Source organism: Streptomyces sp. S.PB5, from assembly GCF_030403745.1.
Lineage (GTDB): Bacteria > Actinomycetota > Actinomycetes > Streptomycetales > Streptomycetaceae > Streptomyces.
This window is the reverse complement of record NZ_JAQMWP010000007.1, coordinates 499,037-516,238: the sequence shown is the minus strand read 5'-3', so window position 1 is coordinate 516,238 and position 17,202 is coordinate 499,037. Positions and strand designations below refer to the sequence as shown.

Sequence of the window (17,202 nt, the reverse complement as noted above, 5' to 3'; positions counted from 1 at the left end):
CTCGCCGATCCTCTACTACGGCGACGAGATCGGCATGGGCGACAACATCTGGCTCGGCGACCGCGACGCAGTGCGTACGCCGATGCAGTGGACCCCCGACCGCAACGCAGGCTTCTCCACGGCCGACCCGGGCCGGCTGTTCCTGCCGACCATCATGGACCCGGTCTACGGCCACCAGGTCACCAACGTCGAGGCCTCCATGAGCAGCCCCTCCTCGCTGCTGCACTGGACCCGCCGCATGATCGAGATCCGCAAACAGAACCCCGCCTTCGGGCTCGGCTCGTTCACCGAGCTGCCGTCGTCCAACCCGGCGGTGCTCGCGTTCCTGCGGGAGTACGAGGACGACCTCGTGCTGTGCGTGCACAACTTCTCCCGCTTCGCACAGCCCACCGAGCTCGATCTGCGTGAGTTCGACGGCCGTCACCCGGTCGAGCTGTTCGGCGGGGTGCGGTTCCCCGCCATCGGAGAACTGCCGTACCTGCTGACGCTGGCGGGGCACGGCTTCTACTGGTTCCGGCTCCCCCGAGCCGTATCCCGCATCGGCCGCCGAAGTTGAGCGCACACCGGCGAAAGGACGCGTCACCATGTCGAAGACCGCATTCCTCGCCCCGAGCGGTACGACTCTCTCCGGGCCCATGGACTCGCTCGCCGGGCTGCTGCGCGAGTGGCTGCCCCGGCAGCGCTGGTTCGCGGGCAAGGACCGGCCCGTCACGGACCTGACGCTGCTGTCCATGACCGAGCTGTTCCCGGGCTGTCTGCATCTGCTGATCCGCACCGGGCACACGCCCGTCCCCGCCCCCGGTGGCACGGCCGCCCCGTCCGGGGACTGCTACCAGCTGCTGCTCGGTGTACGGCAACACCTGTCGCCGCGCCTCGGCCGTGCTCTCATCGGGCGGGCCGATCGGGGACCGCTGGCCGGGCTGACGGTCTTCGACGCGTTGCAGGACCCCCGGTCGGCGCAGTTGCTCCTGGAACGGCTGCGGCACCCGGGCGCGGCGGGCCCGCTGCGTTTCGAGGCCGACGCGTCCGTGTCCGTACCCGCCGGTCTCGTGCCGCGGGTGCTGGACGCGGAGCAGTCCAACTCCTCGCTGGTGTACGGGGACGCGTTCATCCTGAAGCTGTTCCGGCGCATCCAGCCCGGCGTCAACCCCGATCTGGAGGTGCCGCGCGCGCTGGCCGGGCAGGGGTGCCGGCGGGTGCCCGCGCCGGTCGCCTGGTTCCGGACGACGCATCCGCAGGAGGCGACGCTGGGCGTGCTCCAGCCCTTCCTGCCCGAGGCGTCCGACGGCTGGACGCTGGCCCTGCAGGCGCTGGCCTCCGGTGACGACTTCACGGCGCAGTCCCATGAGCTGGGGCGGGCCACGGCGGAGGTGCACCTCGCGCTGGCCGCGGCTTTCCCGGCCGGGACGCAGGCGGAGAACGGCAGGACGGGGGCCGCGATGACCGAGCGGCTCAGCTCCGCCGCGCACTGTGTGCCCGCCCTCCAGCCGTTCGTCCCCGGTCTGCGCACCGCCTTCGCGGCCCTGACCACCTGCGACTCCGGGCCGCCCGCCCAGCGCATCCACGGTGATCTGCATCTGGGGCAGGTGCTGCGGGCCGGGCGTGAGTGGTTCGTCATCGACTTCGAGGGCGAGCCGTCCCGTCCGCTCGCCGAGCGGAGCAGCGCCCACTCCCCGGTGCGGGACATCGCCGGCATGCTGCGCTCCTTCGACTACGCGGCACGCCAGCGCCGGCCCTGGCGACCGGAGTGGGCGCGCCGCTGCCGCGAGGCCTACTGTGCGGGCTATGCCTCCCTCGCCAGGTGGGACCCGCGCAAGAAGCACGGTCTGCTGCGCGCCTACGAGACCGACCGGGCCGTGTACGAAGTCCTGTACGAGGCCAGACACCGCCCGGACTGGGTGCCCGTGCCGATGGCGGCGATCGAGCGTCTCGCCGTGAGAGGAGCCTGAAGCCGTGGCCCTGCGTGACACCACGTCCCCCGAGGCCGGCGGCCCGGCCCCCTGCCGTGCCGCCCCTGCCCCGGACCCGGCCGACCGTGACCGGCTGCTGTCCGGCGCCCACCACGATCCGCACGCCCTGCTGGGCGCGCACCCGGTGCCGGGCGGGATCGCCTTCCGGGCGCTGCGCCCGTTCGCCCGTGCCGTGAGCGTGGTCGTCGACGGACGGCGCAGCAGGCTCGCCTCCGAAGGTGACGGCCTCTTCTCCGGCGTGCTCCCCCTGGACGCGATTCCGCCGTACACGCTGCTGGTGTCGTACGAGGAGGACGGCGCCGACGAGCGCGAGGTGCACGATCCGTACCGCTTCCTGCCCGCGCTCGGTGATGTCGATCTGCATCTCATCCGCGAGGGCCGGCACGAGGAGTTGTGGACGGCGCTCGGCGCCGAGCCGATGGTCCACCAGGGGGTGGCCGGCACCCGGTTCACGGTGTGGGCGCCGAACGCGCGCGGGGTCCGGGTCGCCGGGGACTTCTCCTGCTGGGACGGTACGGCGTTCCCGATGCGCTCGCTGGGCGCGTCCGGGGTGTGGGAGCTGTTCCTGCCGGAGATCGGGGAGGGCGCCCGGTACAAGTTCGAGATCACCTCCCGGCACGGCGACCGCTTCCTCAAGGCCGACCCCATGGCCCGTCGCGCCGAGGTGCCTCCGGACACCGCGTCGATCGTGACCGTGTCGCGCCACGAGTGGGGCGACACCGAGTGGATGGCCCACCGGGGTGACGTTCCCGTGCACGAGGCGCCGTTCTCCGTGTACGAGGTCCATCTGCCGTCCTGGCGCCCAGGTCTGACGTACCGTCAACTCGCTGAGGAACTCCCCGCGTACGTCAGGGACCTCGGCTTCACCCACGTCGAGCTCATGCCGGTCGCCCACCACCCCTTCAGCGGGTCCTGGGGCTACCAGGTCACCGGCTTCTACGCGCCGACGGCCCGCCTTGGCACCCCGGACGACTTCAAGTACCTGGTCGACGCCCTCCACCGGGCCGGAATCGGCGTGATCATGGACTGGGTGCCCGCCCATTTCCCCAAGGACGACTGGGCGTTGGGAAGGTTCGACGGAGAGCCGCTGTACGAGCCGGGCGACTGGCGGCGGGCCGAGCATCCGGACTGGGGGACGTTCGAGTTCGACCTCGGGCGGGTCGAGGTGCGCAACTTCCTGGTCGCCAACGCCGTGTACTGGTGCGAGGAGTTCCATGTCGACGGGCTGCGGGTGGACGCGGTCGCCTCGATGCTCTATCTCGACTACTCGCGTGACTCCGGTCAGTGGACGCCCAATGTGTTCGGCGGCCGTGAGGATCTGGACGCGGTGGCGTTCCTGCAGGAGATGAACGCGACCGTGTACCGGCGGGTGCCCGGGGTCATGACGATCGCCGAGGAGTCCACCGCCTGGGACGGGGTGACCCGGCCCACCGAGAGCGGCGGGCTGGGGTTCGGGCTGAAGTGGAACATGGGCTGGATGCACGACTCGCTGGGCTACATCCAGCACGAGCCCGTGCACCGCAAGTACCACCACCATGAGATGACCTTCTCGATGGTGTACGCGTACAGCGAGAACTACGTCCTGCCGATCTCCCACGACGAAGTCGTGCACGGCAAACGGTCGTTGGTGTCGAAGATGCCGGGCGACTGGTGGCAGCAGCGCGCCGATCACCGGGCCTATCTGGGCTTCATGTGGGCCCACCCCGGCAAGCAACTCCTCTTCATGGGCCAGGAGTTCGCCCAGGGCGCCGAGTGGGCGGAGGCCGAAGGGCCGCACTGGTGGCTGCTCGATCCGGCGTACGGTGCCGAGGCCGATCACCGTGGGGTGCGGGACCTGGTCCGTGATCTCAACGGCGTCTACCGTCGCACCCCGGCGCTGTGGCAGCGGGACACCACCCCCGACGGCTTCCGGTGGGTCCTGGGGGACGCGGCGGAGGACAACGTCTTCGCCTTCCTCCGCCTCGACGCCGAGGGCGTCCCGCTCCTCTCGGTCTCCAACTTCTCCCCCGTCGTCCGCCACGACTACCCGCTCGCCGTCCCCGACGGCATCCCCGCCTGGCAGGAGATCCTCAACACCGACGCGGAACGCTACGGCGGCAGTGGCGTGACCGACCCCGGTGCGGTCAAACCGGAGGACGGTGTCGTCCGGTGCACGCTGCCTCCCCTCGCCACGGTGTGGCTGACGCCCGTGTGATCAGGCGTTCGCTGGGCATTCGGGACGTACGACACCGTCGTCTCGGCAGAAGGGCGGCATCACGTGCGCACCGTCGGAGTGGAGGAGGAGCTCCTCCTGGTCGCGCCGGAGACCGGCGAACCACGAGCGCTGTCGGCTGCCGTGCTCGCGCGGGCCGCGCACGACGGCACGAACGGTGACGTCTTCGAGAAGGAGCTGCACAGCCAGATGCTGGAGTTCGCCACCCATCCCCAGTCGGAGATGGCGGAACTCGGTGCGGAGATCGTCCGCTGCCGCAAGGAGGCGGCCCGGCACGCCGGGGAGATCGGCTGTGCCGTCGCCGCGCTGGCCTCGTCGCCGCTGCCGGTCAGTGGCTCGATCGGGGTGGGGCGACGGTACCGGTGGATGGCGGAGCAGTACGGGATCACCTCCAAGGCCGTCGTCCTGGGCTGCCATGTCCATGTGTCCGTCGAGTCCGACGACGAGGGCGTCGCGGTGATCGACCGGATGCAGCCCTGGCTGCCGGTGCTGGCGGCGCTGAGCGCCAACTCCCCGTTCTGGCAGGGCCGGGACACGCGGTACAGCAGTTATCGCAGCCGGGTGTGGCAGCGGTGGCCGTCGGCCGGTCCGACCGAGGTGTTCGGCTCGGCCGAGTGCTATCACCGGCGGGTGGCCGACATGGTCGCGACCGGCGTGATCCTCGACGAGGCGATGGTCTACTTCGACGCCCGGCTGTCCCGGCGCTATCCGACGGTGGAGATCCGGGTCTCGGACGTCTGTCTGCACGCGTCCACCGCCGTGCTGATCGCCACCCTCGCCCGGGGCCTCGTCGAGACGGCGGCCCGCGAGTGGCGGGCCGGCGAGGCCCCGTGGGGGCACAGTGTGAGCCTGCTCCGGCTGGCCGCCTGGCGGGCCGCGCGGTCGGGGCTGACCGAGGAACTGCTGCATCCGGCGACCATGCGGCGGCTGCCCGCCGAGACCGTCGTACGGGCGCTTCTCGACCATGTCGCGGACGCGCTCGCCGACACCGGTGACCTCGACTGCGCACGGCAGGCCTGTGCGGACCTGCTGCGGCGGGGCAACGGGGCGCGAGTCCAGCGGGAGCTGATGGCGCGGACCGGGAGTCTGCGGGACGTCGTCACGGAGTGCGTGCGCCATACGCAGGAGTAGCGCGGTCCGCTCTCACCGCACCTGCAACAGGGCGTAGCCGAAGAAGACGGCCGCACAGAGCATCACGAGGACGACGAACACGACCAGGAGTGCTCTGGAGCAGCCCTTGGCGAGCCTCATGTCCTCCGAGTCCCCCGATTCCACCGCGTCCCTCGGTCACGCCGGGATCACAAGTCGCACCAGTTGTCGAATCCCTGCATCGAACGGGCTCACCTCGGCTAGATTCGGGCACCGCCGATAACAGTTCTCATCGGCGGAGTCACACCCCGTAAACATCAGGAGCAGCGCATGCGCGACGTCGCCCTCGCTCCCCCGTCCGTCCCGCCGCTGACGGGCGGGCTCGCCGACAGCGTCTTCGAGACGGCGGCCCAAAACCCCACGGTGCCGATGCTCGCGCGCCGCCGCGACCCCTCCTCCGGTGTGTGGGACGAGGTGACCGCCGTGGAGGTACGGGACGAAGTGGTCGACCTCGCCAAGGGACTGATCGCCTCCGGGATCTCGCCGGGGCACCGCGTGGCGATCATGGCGCGCACCCGTTACGAGTGGACGGTCCTCAGCCATGCGCTGTGGGCGGTGGGCGCCGAGGTGGTGCCGATCTATCCGACGTCGTCGCGTGATCAGGTCGAGTGGATCCTCAGGGACGCGAGCTGTGTCGGGGTGGTCGTCGAGGACGAGCAGAGCGTGATGACGGTCGGCTCGGTGTGCGCCTCGCTGCCGCTGCTGCGCCATGTCTGGCAGCTGGACGCCGGGGCGCTGGAACAGCTCGTGGAGCGGGGCGGGTTGATTCCGCTGACCACGGTCGAGTCGCTGCGCCGCATCGTCATGCCGGACTCCACCGCGGCCGTCGTCTACACCTCCGGCACCACGGGCCGGCCGCTGGGCTGCGCGGTGAGCCATCGCGGCCTGGCGAGCGCCTGCGACGTCCTGCTGGAGGGCTGGGGTCACACGGTGATACCGCCGGGCGAGCAGGGCTCGATGCTCGCCTTCCTGCCCTTCTCCCATGTGTACGGGCTTCTGGCCCAGAGTCTGTGCATCCGTGGCGGCCTGCTCATGGCCCACGAGCCCGACCTGAGCCCCGAGACGCTCTCGGCGTCGCTGCTGTCGTTCCGGCCCACGTACTTCTGCGGCGTGCCGTCGCTCTTCGAGAAGATCTACAAGAACTTCCTGCGGATGGCCCAGCAGGCGGGCCGCGGCACCCTGTTCGAGCGGGCCGCGGAGACGGCACGCGACTTCGCCGCCGCCGTGGAGCGCCATCGGCTGGGGCAGGGACCGGGGCCCGGCCTGGATCTGCGGCTCCAGCACGCGCTGTACGAGCGCACGGTGTACCGCAGGCTCCGGGCCGCGCTGGGGGGCCGCGTGCTCCGCGCGGCCTCGGGCGGATCGCCGCTGGGCCGCGAGCTGTGCCTGTTCTACGAGGGCATCGGCCTCTACGTGAACGACGCCTACGGCCTGACCGAGACGAGCGGCGGCATCACGGCACAGCCGCTCGGCCGGGAGAAGTCGGGCACCGTCGGCAAGCCCCTGCCGGGCACGGACGTCTGGGTGGCCGAGGACGGGGAGATCCTGGTCCGCGGCCCGTCGGTGTTCCAGGGATACGTCAACGAGGAGGCCGCGACCCGCGCGGTGCTGGGCGGCGGCTGGCTGGCCACGGGAGATCTCGGGCGGCTGGACCCCGAGGGCTATCTCACGATCACCGGCCGCAAGAAGGACGTCATCATCACCAGCGGCGGCAAGAGCGTCGCCCCGGCCTTCCTGGAACAGCGGCTGCGCATGCATCCGCTCATCCACCAGGCGGTACTGGTGGGGGACGGCCAGCCCTGTGTGGGTGCCCTGATCACACTGGATCCGGACTTCCTCGCCCACTGGCGCGGCGGGCTCGCGCTGCCGGGTGACGCCCCGAGCCGGGACGCGCGGGAGGAGAACGCGCTGCGGGAGGAGATCGGACGCGCGGTGGCCGCGGCCAACAGCACCGTGTCCCGTTCGGAATCCATCCGGGTCTTCCGGGTGCTGCCCGAACCCTTCGACCGCACCAGCGCGCTGCTCACGCCGTCGATGAAGCTGCGCCGGGACGCGATCGTCCAGCACTACGCGTTCGAGATCGACGCCATGTACCAGGCCCGCACCCGTACCCCACGGCAGGGCACGCCGGAGGAGCTGGCCTGGGAGGACTCGGACAACGTCTTCCGGTGACCCGGGACGGGTCCGGGGACACGATTGACCTGTGCGCCCCCGGGAACTCGCAGGGGCGACGGCGCCACAGGGCGTCGGAGACAGGACCGATACATGCGCACCTCGTAGGAACGAACAACCACATGGCCTCCGTGGAGATCCCGAGCCGCACGATGAGCTTTGCCGGCGAGCCGCAGAGCGTCACGGCTGCGCGGATCGCCGCGGACGAGTTCCTGTACGCCCTCTCGCGCTCCTCGCCCCCCGCGACGCCCGAGCACTGGGACGACATCCTGCTGGTCGTCACGGAGCTGGCCGCCAACGCGGTGCAGTACGCACCGGGGGCCTTCACGCTGTGCATGCGGCGCACCTTCGACGGTGTGCATGTGACGCTGCACGACAGCAGTCCCACCCCGCCCGCCCCGCGTCCGTTCCGCCCGAGGACCGGGGGCGGCGGCGTCGGGTGGCATCTCATCCATGCCCTGTCGGACCAGGTGAGTGTGGTGACGGAGGCGCACGGCAAGGACGTGCATGTGTTCCTGCCCTGGTGAGACACACGACTTTCACGCGCTTGCGGTGCACTCGCGCATCCGTGCGGGCATGGTGGTCCACGACGCGTTCGTCTGCCTGCCGTACTCGGCTGGCGGAACGGCTCGATGCACGGTGGGATCGATGTTGCCATGCACCGATCCGGGGGCAGGCGAACGGCGTCCGACTCGGACCGCCGGAGCCGCAGAAGGGAAGAAAGACCGTGACACGACCCAGGATCCTGGTGGTTGGCGCAGGCTTTGCCGGTGTGGAGTGCGTTCGACGGCTGGAACGCAAGCTCGCCCCGGACGAGGCCGACGTCACGCTGGTGACGCCGTTCGCCTACCAGCTCTATCTCCCGCTGCTCCCCCAGGTCGCCTCCGGCGTACTGACGCCCCAGTCGATCGCCGTATCGCTGCGCCGCAGCAAGAAGTACCGCACCCGGATCATCCCGGGCGGCGCGATCGGCGTGGACCTCAAGGCCAAGGTCTGCGTCATCCGCACCATCACCGACGAGATCGTCGACGAGCCGTACGACTACATCGTGCTGGCCCCCGGCAGCGTCACCCGCACCTTCGACATCCCCGGCCTCACGGACCACGCGTTCGGCATGAAGACCCTGGCGGAGGCCGCCTACGTCCGTGACCACGTCATCGCCCAGCTCGATCTGGCCGACGCCAGCGACGACGAGGCCGAGCGTACGGCGCGGCTGCAGTTCGTGGTCGTCGGCGGCGGCTACGCCGGCACCGAGACGGCGGCCTGTCTGCAGAAGCTCACCCATGCCGCGGTCAAGCGCTACCCGCGCATCGATCCGGGGCTGATCAAGTGGCATCTGATCGACATCGCCCCGAAACTGATGCCCGAGCTGGGCGACAAGCTGGGCAGCACCGCGCAGCAGATCCTCACCAAGCGCGGCATCGAGATCTCCCTCGGCACGTCCATCGCGAAGGCCGGCCCCGAGGAGGTCACGTTCACCGACGGCAGGGTGGTGCCCACCCGCACCCTGATCTGGACGGCCGGTGTGGTCGCGAGCCCGCTCATCGCGACGCTCGGCGCGGAGACGGTCCGGGGGCGGCTCGCGGTCACCTCCGACATGCAGCTGCCCGGCCATGACGGCGTCTTCGCGCTCGGCGACTCCGCCGCGGTCCCCGACGAGGCCAAGGGCGAGGAGGGCGCGGTCTGCCCGCCCACCGCGCAGCACGCGATGCGCCAGGGCAAGCATGTCGCCGACAACGTCATCGCCGTGCTGCGCGGACAGCAGACCACGCCCTACCGCCACAAGGACCTCGGTCTCGTGGTCGACCTCGGCGGCACGGACGCCGTGTCCAAGCCGCTCGGTATCGAACTGCGGGGCCTGCCCGCCCAGTTCGCCGCCCGCGGGTACCACTGGGCGGCGCTGCGCACCAACGTCGCCAAGGTGCGCGTCGCGACCAACTGGACGCTCAACGCGCTCGCCGGCGACGACTTCGTGCGCACGGGCTTCCAGGCCCGCAAGGCCGCCAAGCTGCACGACTTCGAGTACACGAACGCGTATCTGACGCCGGAGCAGGTGAAAGCGCATGTCGCGGGGACGGAACGCCAGGAGTAGTCGCGCGGCGTGAGAGCGGTGGTGCCTCCGGGGCGGGCGCGGTTGCGGGATCTCGCGGCCGCGTCCGACCCCGGACTGCTGCGGCTGGCCGCCGGGTTGCGGACGGTGGGCGCCATCGCGCTCACGCTGGCCGTGCTCGGCCTGTCGGCGGTCGACGTGCCCCATCTGGTGGCGGGCGCGATCGCGGCGATGGTGGCCACCTTCGCCATCCGCGAGAAACAGCGCGGCCCGCAGGCCGTCACGCTCGCGCTGGGTCTGCCGGTGGCGCTGGCCGCCGTGACGCTGGGCGCGGCGCTGCGCTCGCATGTGGTGGCCGGTGATCTGTTCTTCGTCGCGCTGATCTTCTGCGCGGTCTACGGACGGCGGTACGGCGACCGCGGCACCGCGCTCGGGCTGATCGGGTTCCAGGTCTACTTCCTGTCGTTGTTCGTCGGCGCGACCCTCTCCGGTCTGCCGGAGCTGTACGGCGCTCTCGGCGTCGCCTTCCTGAGCAGTGCCGTGATGCGGTTCGCGATCGTGCCCGAGACGCCGGCGGGAACGCTGGAACGGCTGCGGGAGGCCTTCCGGGCCCGGCTCGCCCGGCTGGTGGCGGCGCAGCTCGAACTCCTCGACGCGGCCGGCCCCGAGGAGGTGGAGAAGGCCCTGGAGCACCTGCGGGAGGGCACCGCGCGGCTGCACGAGACGGCTCTGATGATCCAGGGCCGGCTGGAGGACGGCACAGCCGACGAGTCCGTGGCCCGGCTGGTGCAGCGGCGGATCGCGGACGCGGAGGTCGCCGCCGAGCGGCTCGGCCTGCTGCTGCTCACCGCGCGCAGCGCCGAGCGGGCCGACACGCTGACGCTGCATCTGCCGGGAGCGCCGGTTCCACCGGGCGGTCTGCTGCCCGTGCGGGACGATTCGGTCGGCACGCTGCGGCGCGATCTGCAGGCGCTGCGGCTGCTCGTACTGAGGCCGGTGCCCGGTACGGCCGTCTCCCAGCTCCGCAACCGGCTGCTGGGATACCGGGACGGGGAGAACCTGCCGGCCGCATCACCGGCCGTCCAGGACGTGTTCCGGGGCATCGGAGAGGCGGCCCGTGCGGTGCTGGGGCTGCGGATCGCCCTCGACGGACCGCAGGACGAGTCGGACGACACCCCCTCGACGGCCCGCTCGCGCGAGGAGCTGGACGCCGAGGACGCGGCCATCGACGCAGGTGAGGAGGGCGCGCAGGAGCCGACGGGACTGCGGCGGCCCACGACGCGGGCAGCGGTGCAGGTCTCGGTGGGGTCGTCGCTGGCCATCGCGGGCGGTGAGCTGCTGTCCAGTCAGCGCTGGTACTGGGCGGTGCTGACCTGCTGGATCGTGTTCATCAACACCGCTTCCACGGGCGAGATCCTGGTCAAGGGCTACCGGCGGCTCCTGGGCACGGTGCTCGGGGTGGTGGCCGGCATCGCGCTGGCGGGGCTGGTCGGACGCCACACCTGGACCGCGTTCGCGGTGGTGCTGGTGTGCGTGTTCCTGATGTTCTACAGCGCGCCCCTGTCGTACACGCTGATGTCGTTCTTCGTCACCGCCGCCCTGGGGGTGCTCTACACCCTGCTGCACACCTACAGCCTCTCGGTGCTGGTGCTGCGGATCGAGGAGACGGCGCTCGGCGCGGCCTGCGGGGTGCTGGCGGCGGCGTTCGTGCTGCCGGTGCGGACGGACCGCCGTACCGACGACCTTCTCGCCGGGGTCCTGGACCGGCTCGCGGAGGTCACGGAGAGCGCGGTGGACCAGCTCAGCGGCGGGCCCCCGACGGAGCTGCTGGACAAGGCCCGCGACCTGGACAGCGCGCTGGCCGACCTGCGGGCCGCGACCCAGCCGCTCACCCACCCGGTCACACCCCTGCGGGCCCGGCGGGACACCGCGCGGTACGTCGTGGCACTCCTGGAGACCTGCGCCTATCACGCCCGCTCCCTCGCCGCGACGGCCGAACTGCTGCCCACCCACCCCTCGATCGCCGCGGACCCACGGCTGCGCCGCGCCGGAGAGCGCATCCTGCACAACATCCGGACCGTCGCCGCGCACCTCACCGACGAGCGCTCCGCGGACGAGGTCGAGACGGGCCCGAGCATCGCCGCGCTGCTGGAGCCCGGCGTCCCCGGAGTGCCCCGCTTCGGCCGGGTGACCGACCGGGTGCTGCGGCATCTGCAGCGGCTGGACGAAGGGGTGGTGGGGCTGGCCCGGCCGCTGGGGGTGGCGGTGCGACGGCCGAAAGGCTGACGGCGCGGGCTGTCCGGGCAGCCGCGGGCGCCCGGGTCCTCAGACCCTGCGCCAGCGCGCCATCGCGAACGAGAACAGGCCGAACAGCACCAGCCCCGCCGCCACACAGGCCAGCAGCCACGGGCCGAGGGGGGTGTCGGCGAAGGACCGGAGGGTGTCGTCCAGGCCCTTGGCCTTGTCGGGTTCGTAGTCGACCGCGGCGCGGACGGCGAAGGCTCCGGCGGTGGCGAAGACCAGCCCGCGGGCCGCTCCGCCGCCCACGCCGGTGATGTCCACCAGGCGGCGGGCCCGCGGCGACATCTCGCCCAGCCTGAGCTTGTCGTGGTAGGCCCGGAGCACGGCCCGCGCGCCGATCCACACCCCGGCGACGACGATCCCGGCCCCGGCCAGTCCGACGATCCACTGCCCGCCGGGCATCTCCAGCACCTTCGCGGTGACGTCACGGGACTGCTTGTCGCTCGATCCGCTGCCGCCGTCCCCGCCGCCGCCCGAGCCCGCCGCGAACGACAGCACCGAGTAGGCGACGAATCCGTAGAACAGGAACCGGGCGACCGCCAGCAGACGCTTCTTCGCCTTGCGGCCGTCCGGTCCGACTGACCCGAACAGTGCCTCGGACAGCCGCCACAGGGCCATGCAGACCAGCCCGATGCCAAGGGCCCAGAGCAGTACGGAGCCGAACGGTTTGTCGGAGAGCTCGGCGAGGGCGCCGCCGCGGTCCGCCTGGCGTTCGCCGTCGCCGAAGGCGATCTGCAGCGCCAGCACGCCGACCAGCAGGTAGATGACGCCCCGCGCGGCGAGCCCGGCGCGGGCCGCGCCCTCCGTCATGGAACCGGTGGCGCCACTGCGTGCCTCGATCCGACTGGTCGGTGCCATCGAAGTCGGGTTCATCTCGTCCTCCCGCCCTCCGAATGCCCCCGTCCCGGCGAGGCACACTCAACGCGCGATCCGGCGGCCGTGGTTGCTCCTGCCCAGGGCGTGCAGATGCTCCAGAGCGTCCAGGACCACCGTGCGGTCGTGCCAGGCGAGCCAGCGGCCGGCCTCGGTGCCCATCACCTCCAGGGCCTTCAGCTGCACCTTCGCCGGGGTCGCCATGGTGCGCTCGACGTGCGCCGAGACCATGCCCACGCACAGGCCCGCCGAGGTGGTCAGCGGCACGCTGTGGACGGCCCGGCTGCCCGACGCGAGGATCGCCTCGCGAGCCGGTTCGCTGAACACCGGGTCGGACTCCACGTCCCGCACGGTGACCTGGGCGACGTCCCGTGCGGCCTTCGCACAGGACGTGCCCTCCTCGCCGACATGGCCGAAGAAGTCCACGAAGTCCGCCGGGTGCCCGGTGTGCTTCTCGATGCGCAGTCCGCCCCGCACCCGGTCGGCCAGCTGGACATTGCCCATGTCCGTGCCGATCACGGCGAGCGTCTGGCTCAGTACGGCCGCCAGGACGCCGCCGCGGGTGCCGGGGCCGGTCCGCCGCGCCGCCGGGAAGCTCAGGACGGGCTCGGCGAGGCGGGCGCGGCGCGGGAACCACAGTTCGTCCCGGGCGGCGGGGCGGGGCGCGGCCACCAGCACCTCGGACAGCGTGCGCATCTTGATGTTGAACCGCTGGGAGGCGAGCCGCAGCAGTGCGAACGCGCTGTCCGCGTCGGGCAGTGCGTACCGTTCCTGGAGCAGGCCCTGCGCCTGTGCGATGAGGGCGTGGGCGCGGGCCCGGGTGCGCAGGTCACGCGCCTCGGCCCGCAGCCGCTCCAGTTCGTCGTGGTCCGCTCCGTCGTCCGCGGCTGTCCGTCCGGGCTGCGTCATGAGGCTCCTTCGTTCCGTTCACGGGAACAGAACACGTGCCCGGATAGTGCGCGGACACTCAGGCCTTCGCGCGTTCGCCCAGCACCTCGGCGCGCACCCGGGCACAGCTGCGGCTGATGAGCCGGGAGACGTGCATCTGGGAGATGCCCAGACGGTCGGCGATGCGGCTTTGTGTCATGTCCTCGAAGAAGCGCATGTAGAGAATGGCGCGCTCCCGTTCGGGCAGCCTCCGCAGTCCCGCCTTCGCGGACTCGCGGTCGACCACGACGTCGTACGAGGAGTCGGAGCTGCCCAGGGTGTCGGCGAGGCTGTAGCCGTCCTCGCCGGCCGACAGCTCGGCGTCCAGGGACAGGGCGCTGAAACTCTCCAGCGCCTCCAGTCCTGTGGCCACCTCGTCCTCGGTCAGGCCCGTGTGGGCGGCGAGCTCGGTGAGGGTGGGTTCGGCACTGCCCGGGGTCTGGGTGAGCTCGCGGCGGGCGACCCGGACCTTGTTGCGGAGTTCCTGCACCCGGCGGGGCACCCGAAGGGCCCACATCCGGTCGCGGAAGTGGCGCTTGACCTCGCCGGTGATCGTCGGCACGGCGTAGCTCTCGAAGGCGCCGCGCTCCGGGTCGAAGCGGTCGACGGCCTTGACCAGGCCCAGGGCGGCGACCTGGCGCAGGTCCTCGAGGGACTCGCCGCGCTCACGGAAGCGGCCGGCGATGCGGTGGGCCATGGGCAGCCAGGCGGTGACGAGTTCGTCGCGGATCGCCTCCCGCTCGGGGCCGTCCTCCAGGACGGCGAGCCGGGCGAAGAGCGCCGCGGTTTCGGGGGCGTCGTCATGGCGCCGCCTGCCGGCCGAGTTCGTCGTGTCAGGCGTACGGGGACGGCTTGTCGACATGTCGATGGGCATGCGGAATCGCTCCTGAACGGTGGTTCCAGGGAATTGCCGCGGGAACAGACGCTGTCCGGACACCCGGAGTGGGCTCTGCGGCAGTCATACCGATCCCGCCGGCGCGCCTCCGGTCCGAAGCACGAGACTTCGCCTGCCCGCACCCCGGGGGAACAAACTCCGCTTCGCCGCGAAAGGCCGGACTCTTCTCAGGACAGGGGCACGACCGCGGTGATGCACTTCCCTCCGGAGGGCAGATCGGTGACTCGTACGTCGCGGGCCAGCCGGCACACGATGGGCCAGCCGAGGCCGCCGACCCGCCGGCGCCCGTGCCCGTCGACGGGCTCCTGGGCCACGGGCAGTTCGTCGCTGCGGTCGCTCACCGAGACCCGTACTCCGGGCTCGACCACGTCGACGCGGAAGTCGGTGACGCCACCGCCGTGCAGGATGGCGTTGGTGGTGAGTTCGGAGGCGACCAGGAGGGCGTCGGCCAGGGCTTCCCGGCCGCAGCTGGTGTGGGTGGCGCGGCAGCGTTCGGCCACGGCGCGCTCGACGGCGCGACGGGCTTCGGCCGGCCTGCACGGCCGTCGGCGCCGCTCGACGGATTCGGTTCCGTGCTTCTGGCACATCCCTGGACTCCCTGATCGGTGGGGGCAAGCCGGGGCACTCGCGAACAGCACGGCATTCCCACCCGGCGGCAGCGGATCCGTCACGCTGCGCGAGCACCGAAGGTGTCTTCCTATCGGCTCACCGCTCCCCGGCCCGTCAAACCTCGTGCACACCGGGTCATCGGAAGACGCATGCGGGGTACCCGGGGTGCATGACGGATGTCGTGGACTCAGACGAGCTGCTGCGGCGCATGCAGCGGGCCCGGGCCTGTGCTCTGGAGGAGGAACGCACCTGGCGGACCCGCAGCGACGCCCTGTGGTCGAGCGACCCGGAGGGCTCGCGTGACGCGGCCGTGCGGACCCTGGCCTACGAGGCGGTGCTCAGGGTGCTGGACGAGATCCTGACGCCGGGCAAGCAGCCCGGGAGGCCGGAGCGGAGCGATTGGCGGCCGCACCCCCGGGCACCCGGTTCCCCATGAACGTGGATCACACCAGGGCACCCGTACTCGAAGCGCTGGACGACTACCACCGCAAGGGGCGGCTGTCGTTCACCCCGCCCGGGCACAAACAGGCCCGCGGCGCCGACCCCGCCGTACGGCAGGCGCTGGGCGACGCGGTGTTCCTCGGTGACGTGCTGGCCTCCGGCGGTCTCGACGACCGGCTCACGCGGGGCCGCGTACTGGAGCGCGCCGAGGAGCTGATGGCCGACGCCGTGCACGCGGAGCACACATTTTTCACCACGTGCGGGAGTTCCCTGTCCGTCAAGGCGGCGATGCTGTCCGTGGCGGGCCCGCACGAGCAGCTGCTCGTCGGGCGGGACGCCCACAAGTCGGTCGTCTCGGGTCTGATCCTCTCCGGGATCGAACCGGTGTGGGTCGAACCCCGCTGGGACGCCGGCCGGCATCTCGCCCATCCGCCGTCCGCGCAGGAGTTCGCCGACGCCTTCGCCGACCATCCCGACGCCAAGGGCGCCCTCGTCACCAGCCCGACCCCGTACGGCAGTTGCGCGGACCTGGGTGCCGTCGCCGAGGTGTGCCACCGGCACGGACGCCCGCTGATCGTGGACGAGGCCTGGGGCGCGCATCTGCCCTTCCATCCCGATCTGCCGTCGTGGGCGATGGACGCGGGCGCCGACATCTGCGTCACGAGCATCCACAAGATGGGCAGCGGGTTCGAACAGGGGTCGGTCTTCCATCTGCAGGGCGATCTCGTGCCGCCCGAACTGCTGCGGCTGCGCGCCGATCTGCTGGGCACCACCAGTCCGTCGGTGCTGATCTACGCGGGACTGGACGGCTGGCGGCGGCAGATGGTCCTGCGCGGCAAGGAACTCATGGGCGGCGCGCTGGATCTGGCGGCCGACGTCCGGGCCGCCGTCGAGGAGATCGAGGGACTGCACGTCGAGGGCCGGGACGACTTCTGCGGTCCGGGACTCGCGGACGACTTCGATCCGCTGCCCGTCGTCATCGACCTCGACGACCTCGGCATCACCGGGTTCCAGGCGGCGGACTGGCTGCGCGAACACCGGCGGATCGACGCGCATCTCACCGACCACCGCCGGATCGGGGCGCAGATCACCCACGCCGACGACCGTTCGACGGCCGACGAACTGCTCGACGCGCTGCGGGAGATGGCGCGCCACGCACCCGAGTTGCGGCCCGCCCCGCGCGTGGACGTCCCGCCGCCGCCCGAACTGCGGCTGGAACAGGCCGTGTTGCCGCGGGACGCGTTCTTCGGCCACACCGAGGACATACCGCTCCGACAGGCCGCCGGACGCGTCGCGGCAGAGATGATCACCCCGTATCCGCCCGGGATCCCGGCCGTCCTTCCCGGCGAGCGGCTCAACGAACCGGTGCTGCGCTATCTGTCGACGGGCCAGGCCGCGGGCATGAACCTGCCCGATCCGAGTGACCCCGAGCTGGAGACGATCAGGGTGCTGCGGCGGAACGCGGAGTGAAGCAGAGTGAAACCGGTCACGTGCCCGGCTTTTTTTACGCAAAATCCTCCGAGATGGTTTACGATTCATTCATACGTGGCCGTGGAGTTGACGGCACCCGTCCTCCGCGGGCCACCCTTGTACGGCCCTGGCT

General features: G+C 71.5%; 14 protein-coding genes. 10 read left to right on the top strand and 4 right to left on the bottom strand.

Annotated elements, in window-relative coordinates; all coding sequences use genetic code 11:
* From PH203_RS21265 to PH203_RS21230, 8 genes are all read left to right on the top strand, one after another.
* Window positions 1-556 (top strand): alpha-glucosidase C-terminal domain-containing protein (locus tag PH203_RS21265; RefSeq protein WP_289921868.1); only part of this gene is annotated, 556 nt, incomplete at its 5' end.
* A 28-nt stretch (window positions 557-584) separates the two neighbouring features.
* Window positions 585-1,949, top strand: a complete 1,365-nt coding sequence (locus tag PH203_RS21260; RefSeq protein WP_289921865.1) for a maltokinase — start codon at window positions 585-587, stop codon at window positions 1,947-1,949.
* Window positions 1,950-1,953: 4 nt separating this feature from the next.
* A complete protein-coding gene (glgB, locus tag PH203_RS21255) occupies window positions 1,954-4,164 on the top strand; it encodes a 1,4-alpha-glucan branching enzyme (RefSeq protein ID WP_289921863.1) in 2,211 nt (736 codons plus the stop codon).
* 63 nt (window positions 4,165-4,227) lie between these two features.
* The gene (locus tag PH203_RS21250) at window positions 4,228-5,313 is read left to right on the top strand and encodes a glutamate--cysteine ligase (RefSeq protein WP_289921861.1); all 1,086 of its coding nucleotides are present in this window, start codon (window positions 4,228-4,230) and stop codon (window positions 5,311-5,313) included.
* A gap of 288 nt (window positions 5,314-5,601) precedes the next feature.
* Window positions 5,602-7,503, top strand: a complete 1,902-nt coding sequence (locus PH203_RS21245) for an AMP-dependent synthetase/ligase (protein ID WP_289921860.1) — start codon at window positions 5,602-5,604, stop codon at window positions 7,501-7,503.
* A 122-nt stretch (window positions 7,504-7,625) separates the two neighbouring features.
* Complete coding sequence (locus PH203_RS21240) at window positions 7,626-8,030, top strand: ATP-binding protein (RefSeq protein ID WP_289921858.1); 405 nt, start codon at window positions 7,626-7,628, stop codon at window positions 8,028-8,030.
* 200 nt (window positions 8,031-8,230) lie between these two features.
* Entirely contained in the window at window positions 8,231-9,595 is a 1,365-nt protein-coding gene (locus tag PH203_RS21235; RefSeq protein WP_289921857.1) for an NAD(P)/FAD-dependent oxidoreductase, read from the top strand.
* A gap of 9 nt (window positions 9,596-9,604) precedes the next feature.
* Entirely contained in the window at window positions 9,605-11,839 is a 2,235-nt protein-coding gene (locus PH203_RS21230; RefSeq protein WP_289921856.1) for an FUSC family protein, read from the top strand.
* 39 nt (window positions 11,840-11,878) lie between these two features.
* Here PH203_RS21230 and PH203_RS21225 read toward each other — a convergent pair whose 3' ends face one another.
* The 4 genes from PH203_RS21225 to PH203_RS21210 form a co-directional block, all read right to left on the bottom strand.
* The gene (locus PH203_RS21225) at window positions 11,879-12,727 is read right to left on the bottom strand and encodes a DUF1206 domain-containing protein (RefSeq protein ID WP_289921855.1); all 849 of its coding nucleotides are present in this window, start codon (window positions 12,725-12,727) and stop codon (window positions 11,879-11,881) included.
* 45 nt (window positions 12,728-12,772) lie between these two features.
* Complete coding sequence (locus PH203_RS21220) at window positions 12,773-13,636, bottom strand: ANTAR domain-containing protein (RefSeq protein WP_289921854.1); 864 nt, start codon at window positions 13,634-13,636, stop codon at window positions 12,773-12,775.
* Between the two features lie 58 nt (window positions 13,637-13,694).
* Window positions 13,695-14,528 (bottom strand): SigB/SigF/SigG family RNA polymerase sigma factor, encoded by an 834-nt coding sequence (locus PH203_RS21215; RefSeq protein WP_289921853.1) that lies wholly within the window; start codon window positions 14,526-14,528, stop codon window positions 13,695-13,697.
* Window positions 14,529-14,716: 188 nt separating this feature from the next.
* Entirely contained in the window at window positions 14,717-15,136 is a 420-nt protein-coding gene (locus tag PH203_RS21210; protein WP_289921852.1) for an ATP-binding protein, read from the bottom strand.
* Window positions 15,137-15,327: 191 nt separating this feature from the next.
* Between PH203_RS21210 and PH203_RS21205 the strand changes: the two genes are divergently transcribed.
* A complete protein-coding gene (locus PH203_RS21205) occupies window positions 15,328-15,594 on the top strand; it encodes a hypothetical protein (protein ID WP_289921849.1) in 267 nt (88 codons plus the stop codon).
* Window positions 15,591-17,069: an aminotransferase class I/II-fold pyridoxal phosphate-dependent enzyme gene (locus tag PH203_RS21200; RefSeq protein WP_289921848.1), complete on the top strand. Its 1,479-nt coding sequence runs from the start codon at window positions 15,591-15,593 to the stop codon at window positions 17,067-17,069. Before PH203_RS21205 ends, PH203_RS21200 begins: the two co-directional genes overlap by 4 nt.
* Window positions 17,070-17,202: the final 133 nt, after the last annotated feature.

Bases quoted from the DNA above. Each gene is read 5' to 3' on its own strand.
- PH203_RS21260 (WP_289921865.1), top strand. From the start codon at position 585: ATGTCGAAGACCGCATTCCTCGCCCCGAGCGGTACGACTCTCTCCGGG.
- PH203_RS21245 (WP_289921860.1), top strand. From the start codon at position 5,602: ATGCGCGACGTCGCCCTCGCTCCCCCGTCCGTCCCGCCGCTGACGGGC.
- PH203_RS21240 (WP_289921858.1), top strand. From the start codon at position 7,626: ATGGCCTCCGTGGAGATCCCGAGCCGCACGATGAGCTTTGCCGGCGAG.
- PH203_RS21225 (WP_289921855.1), bottom strand. From the start codon at position 12,727: ATGAACCCGACTTCGATGGCACCGACCAGTCGGATCGAGGCACGCAGT.
- PH203_RS21220 (WP_289921854.1), bottom strand. From the start codon at position 13,636: ATGACGCAGCCCGGACGGACAGCCGCGGACGACGGAGCGGACCACGAC.
- PH203_RS21215 (WP_289921853.1), bottom strand. From the start codon at position 14,528: ATGCCCATCGACATGTCGACAAGCCGTCCCCGTACGCCTGACACGACG.
- PH203_RS21210 (WP_289921852.1), bottom strand. From the start codon at position 15,136: ATGTGCCAGAAGCACGGAACCGAATCCGTCGAGCGGCGCCGACGGCCG.
- PH203_RS21205 (WP_289921849.1), top strand. From the start codon at position 15,328: ATGACGGATGTCGTGGACTCAGACGAGCTGCTGCGGCGCATGCAGCGG.
- PH203_RS21200 (WP_289921848.1), top strand. From the start codon at position 15,591: ATGAACGTGGATCACACCAGGGCACCCGTACTCGAAGCGCTGGACGAC.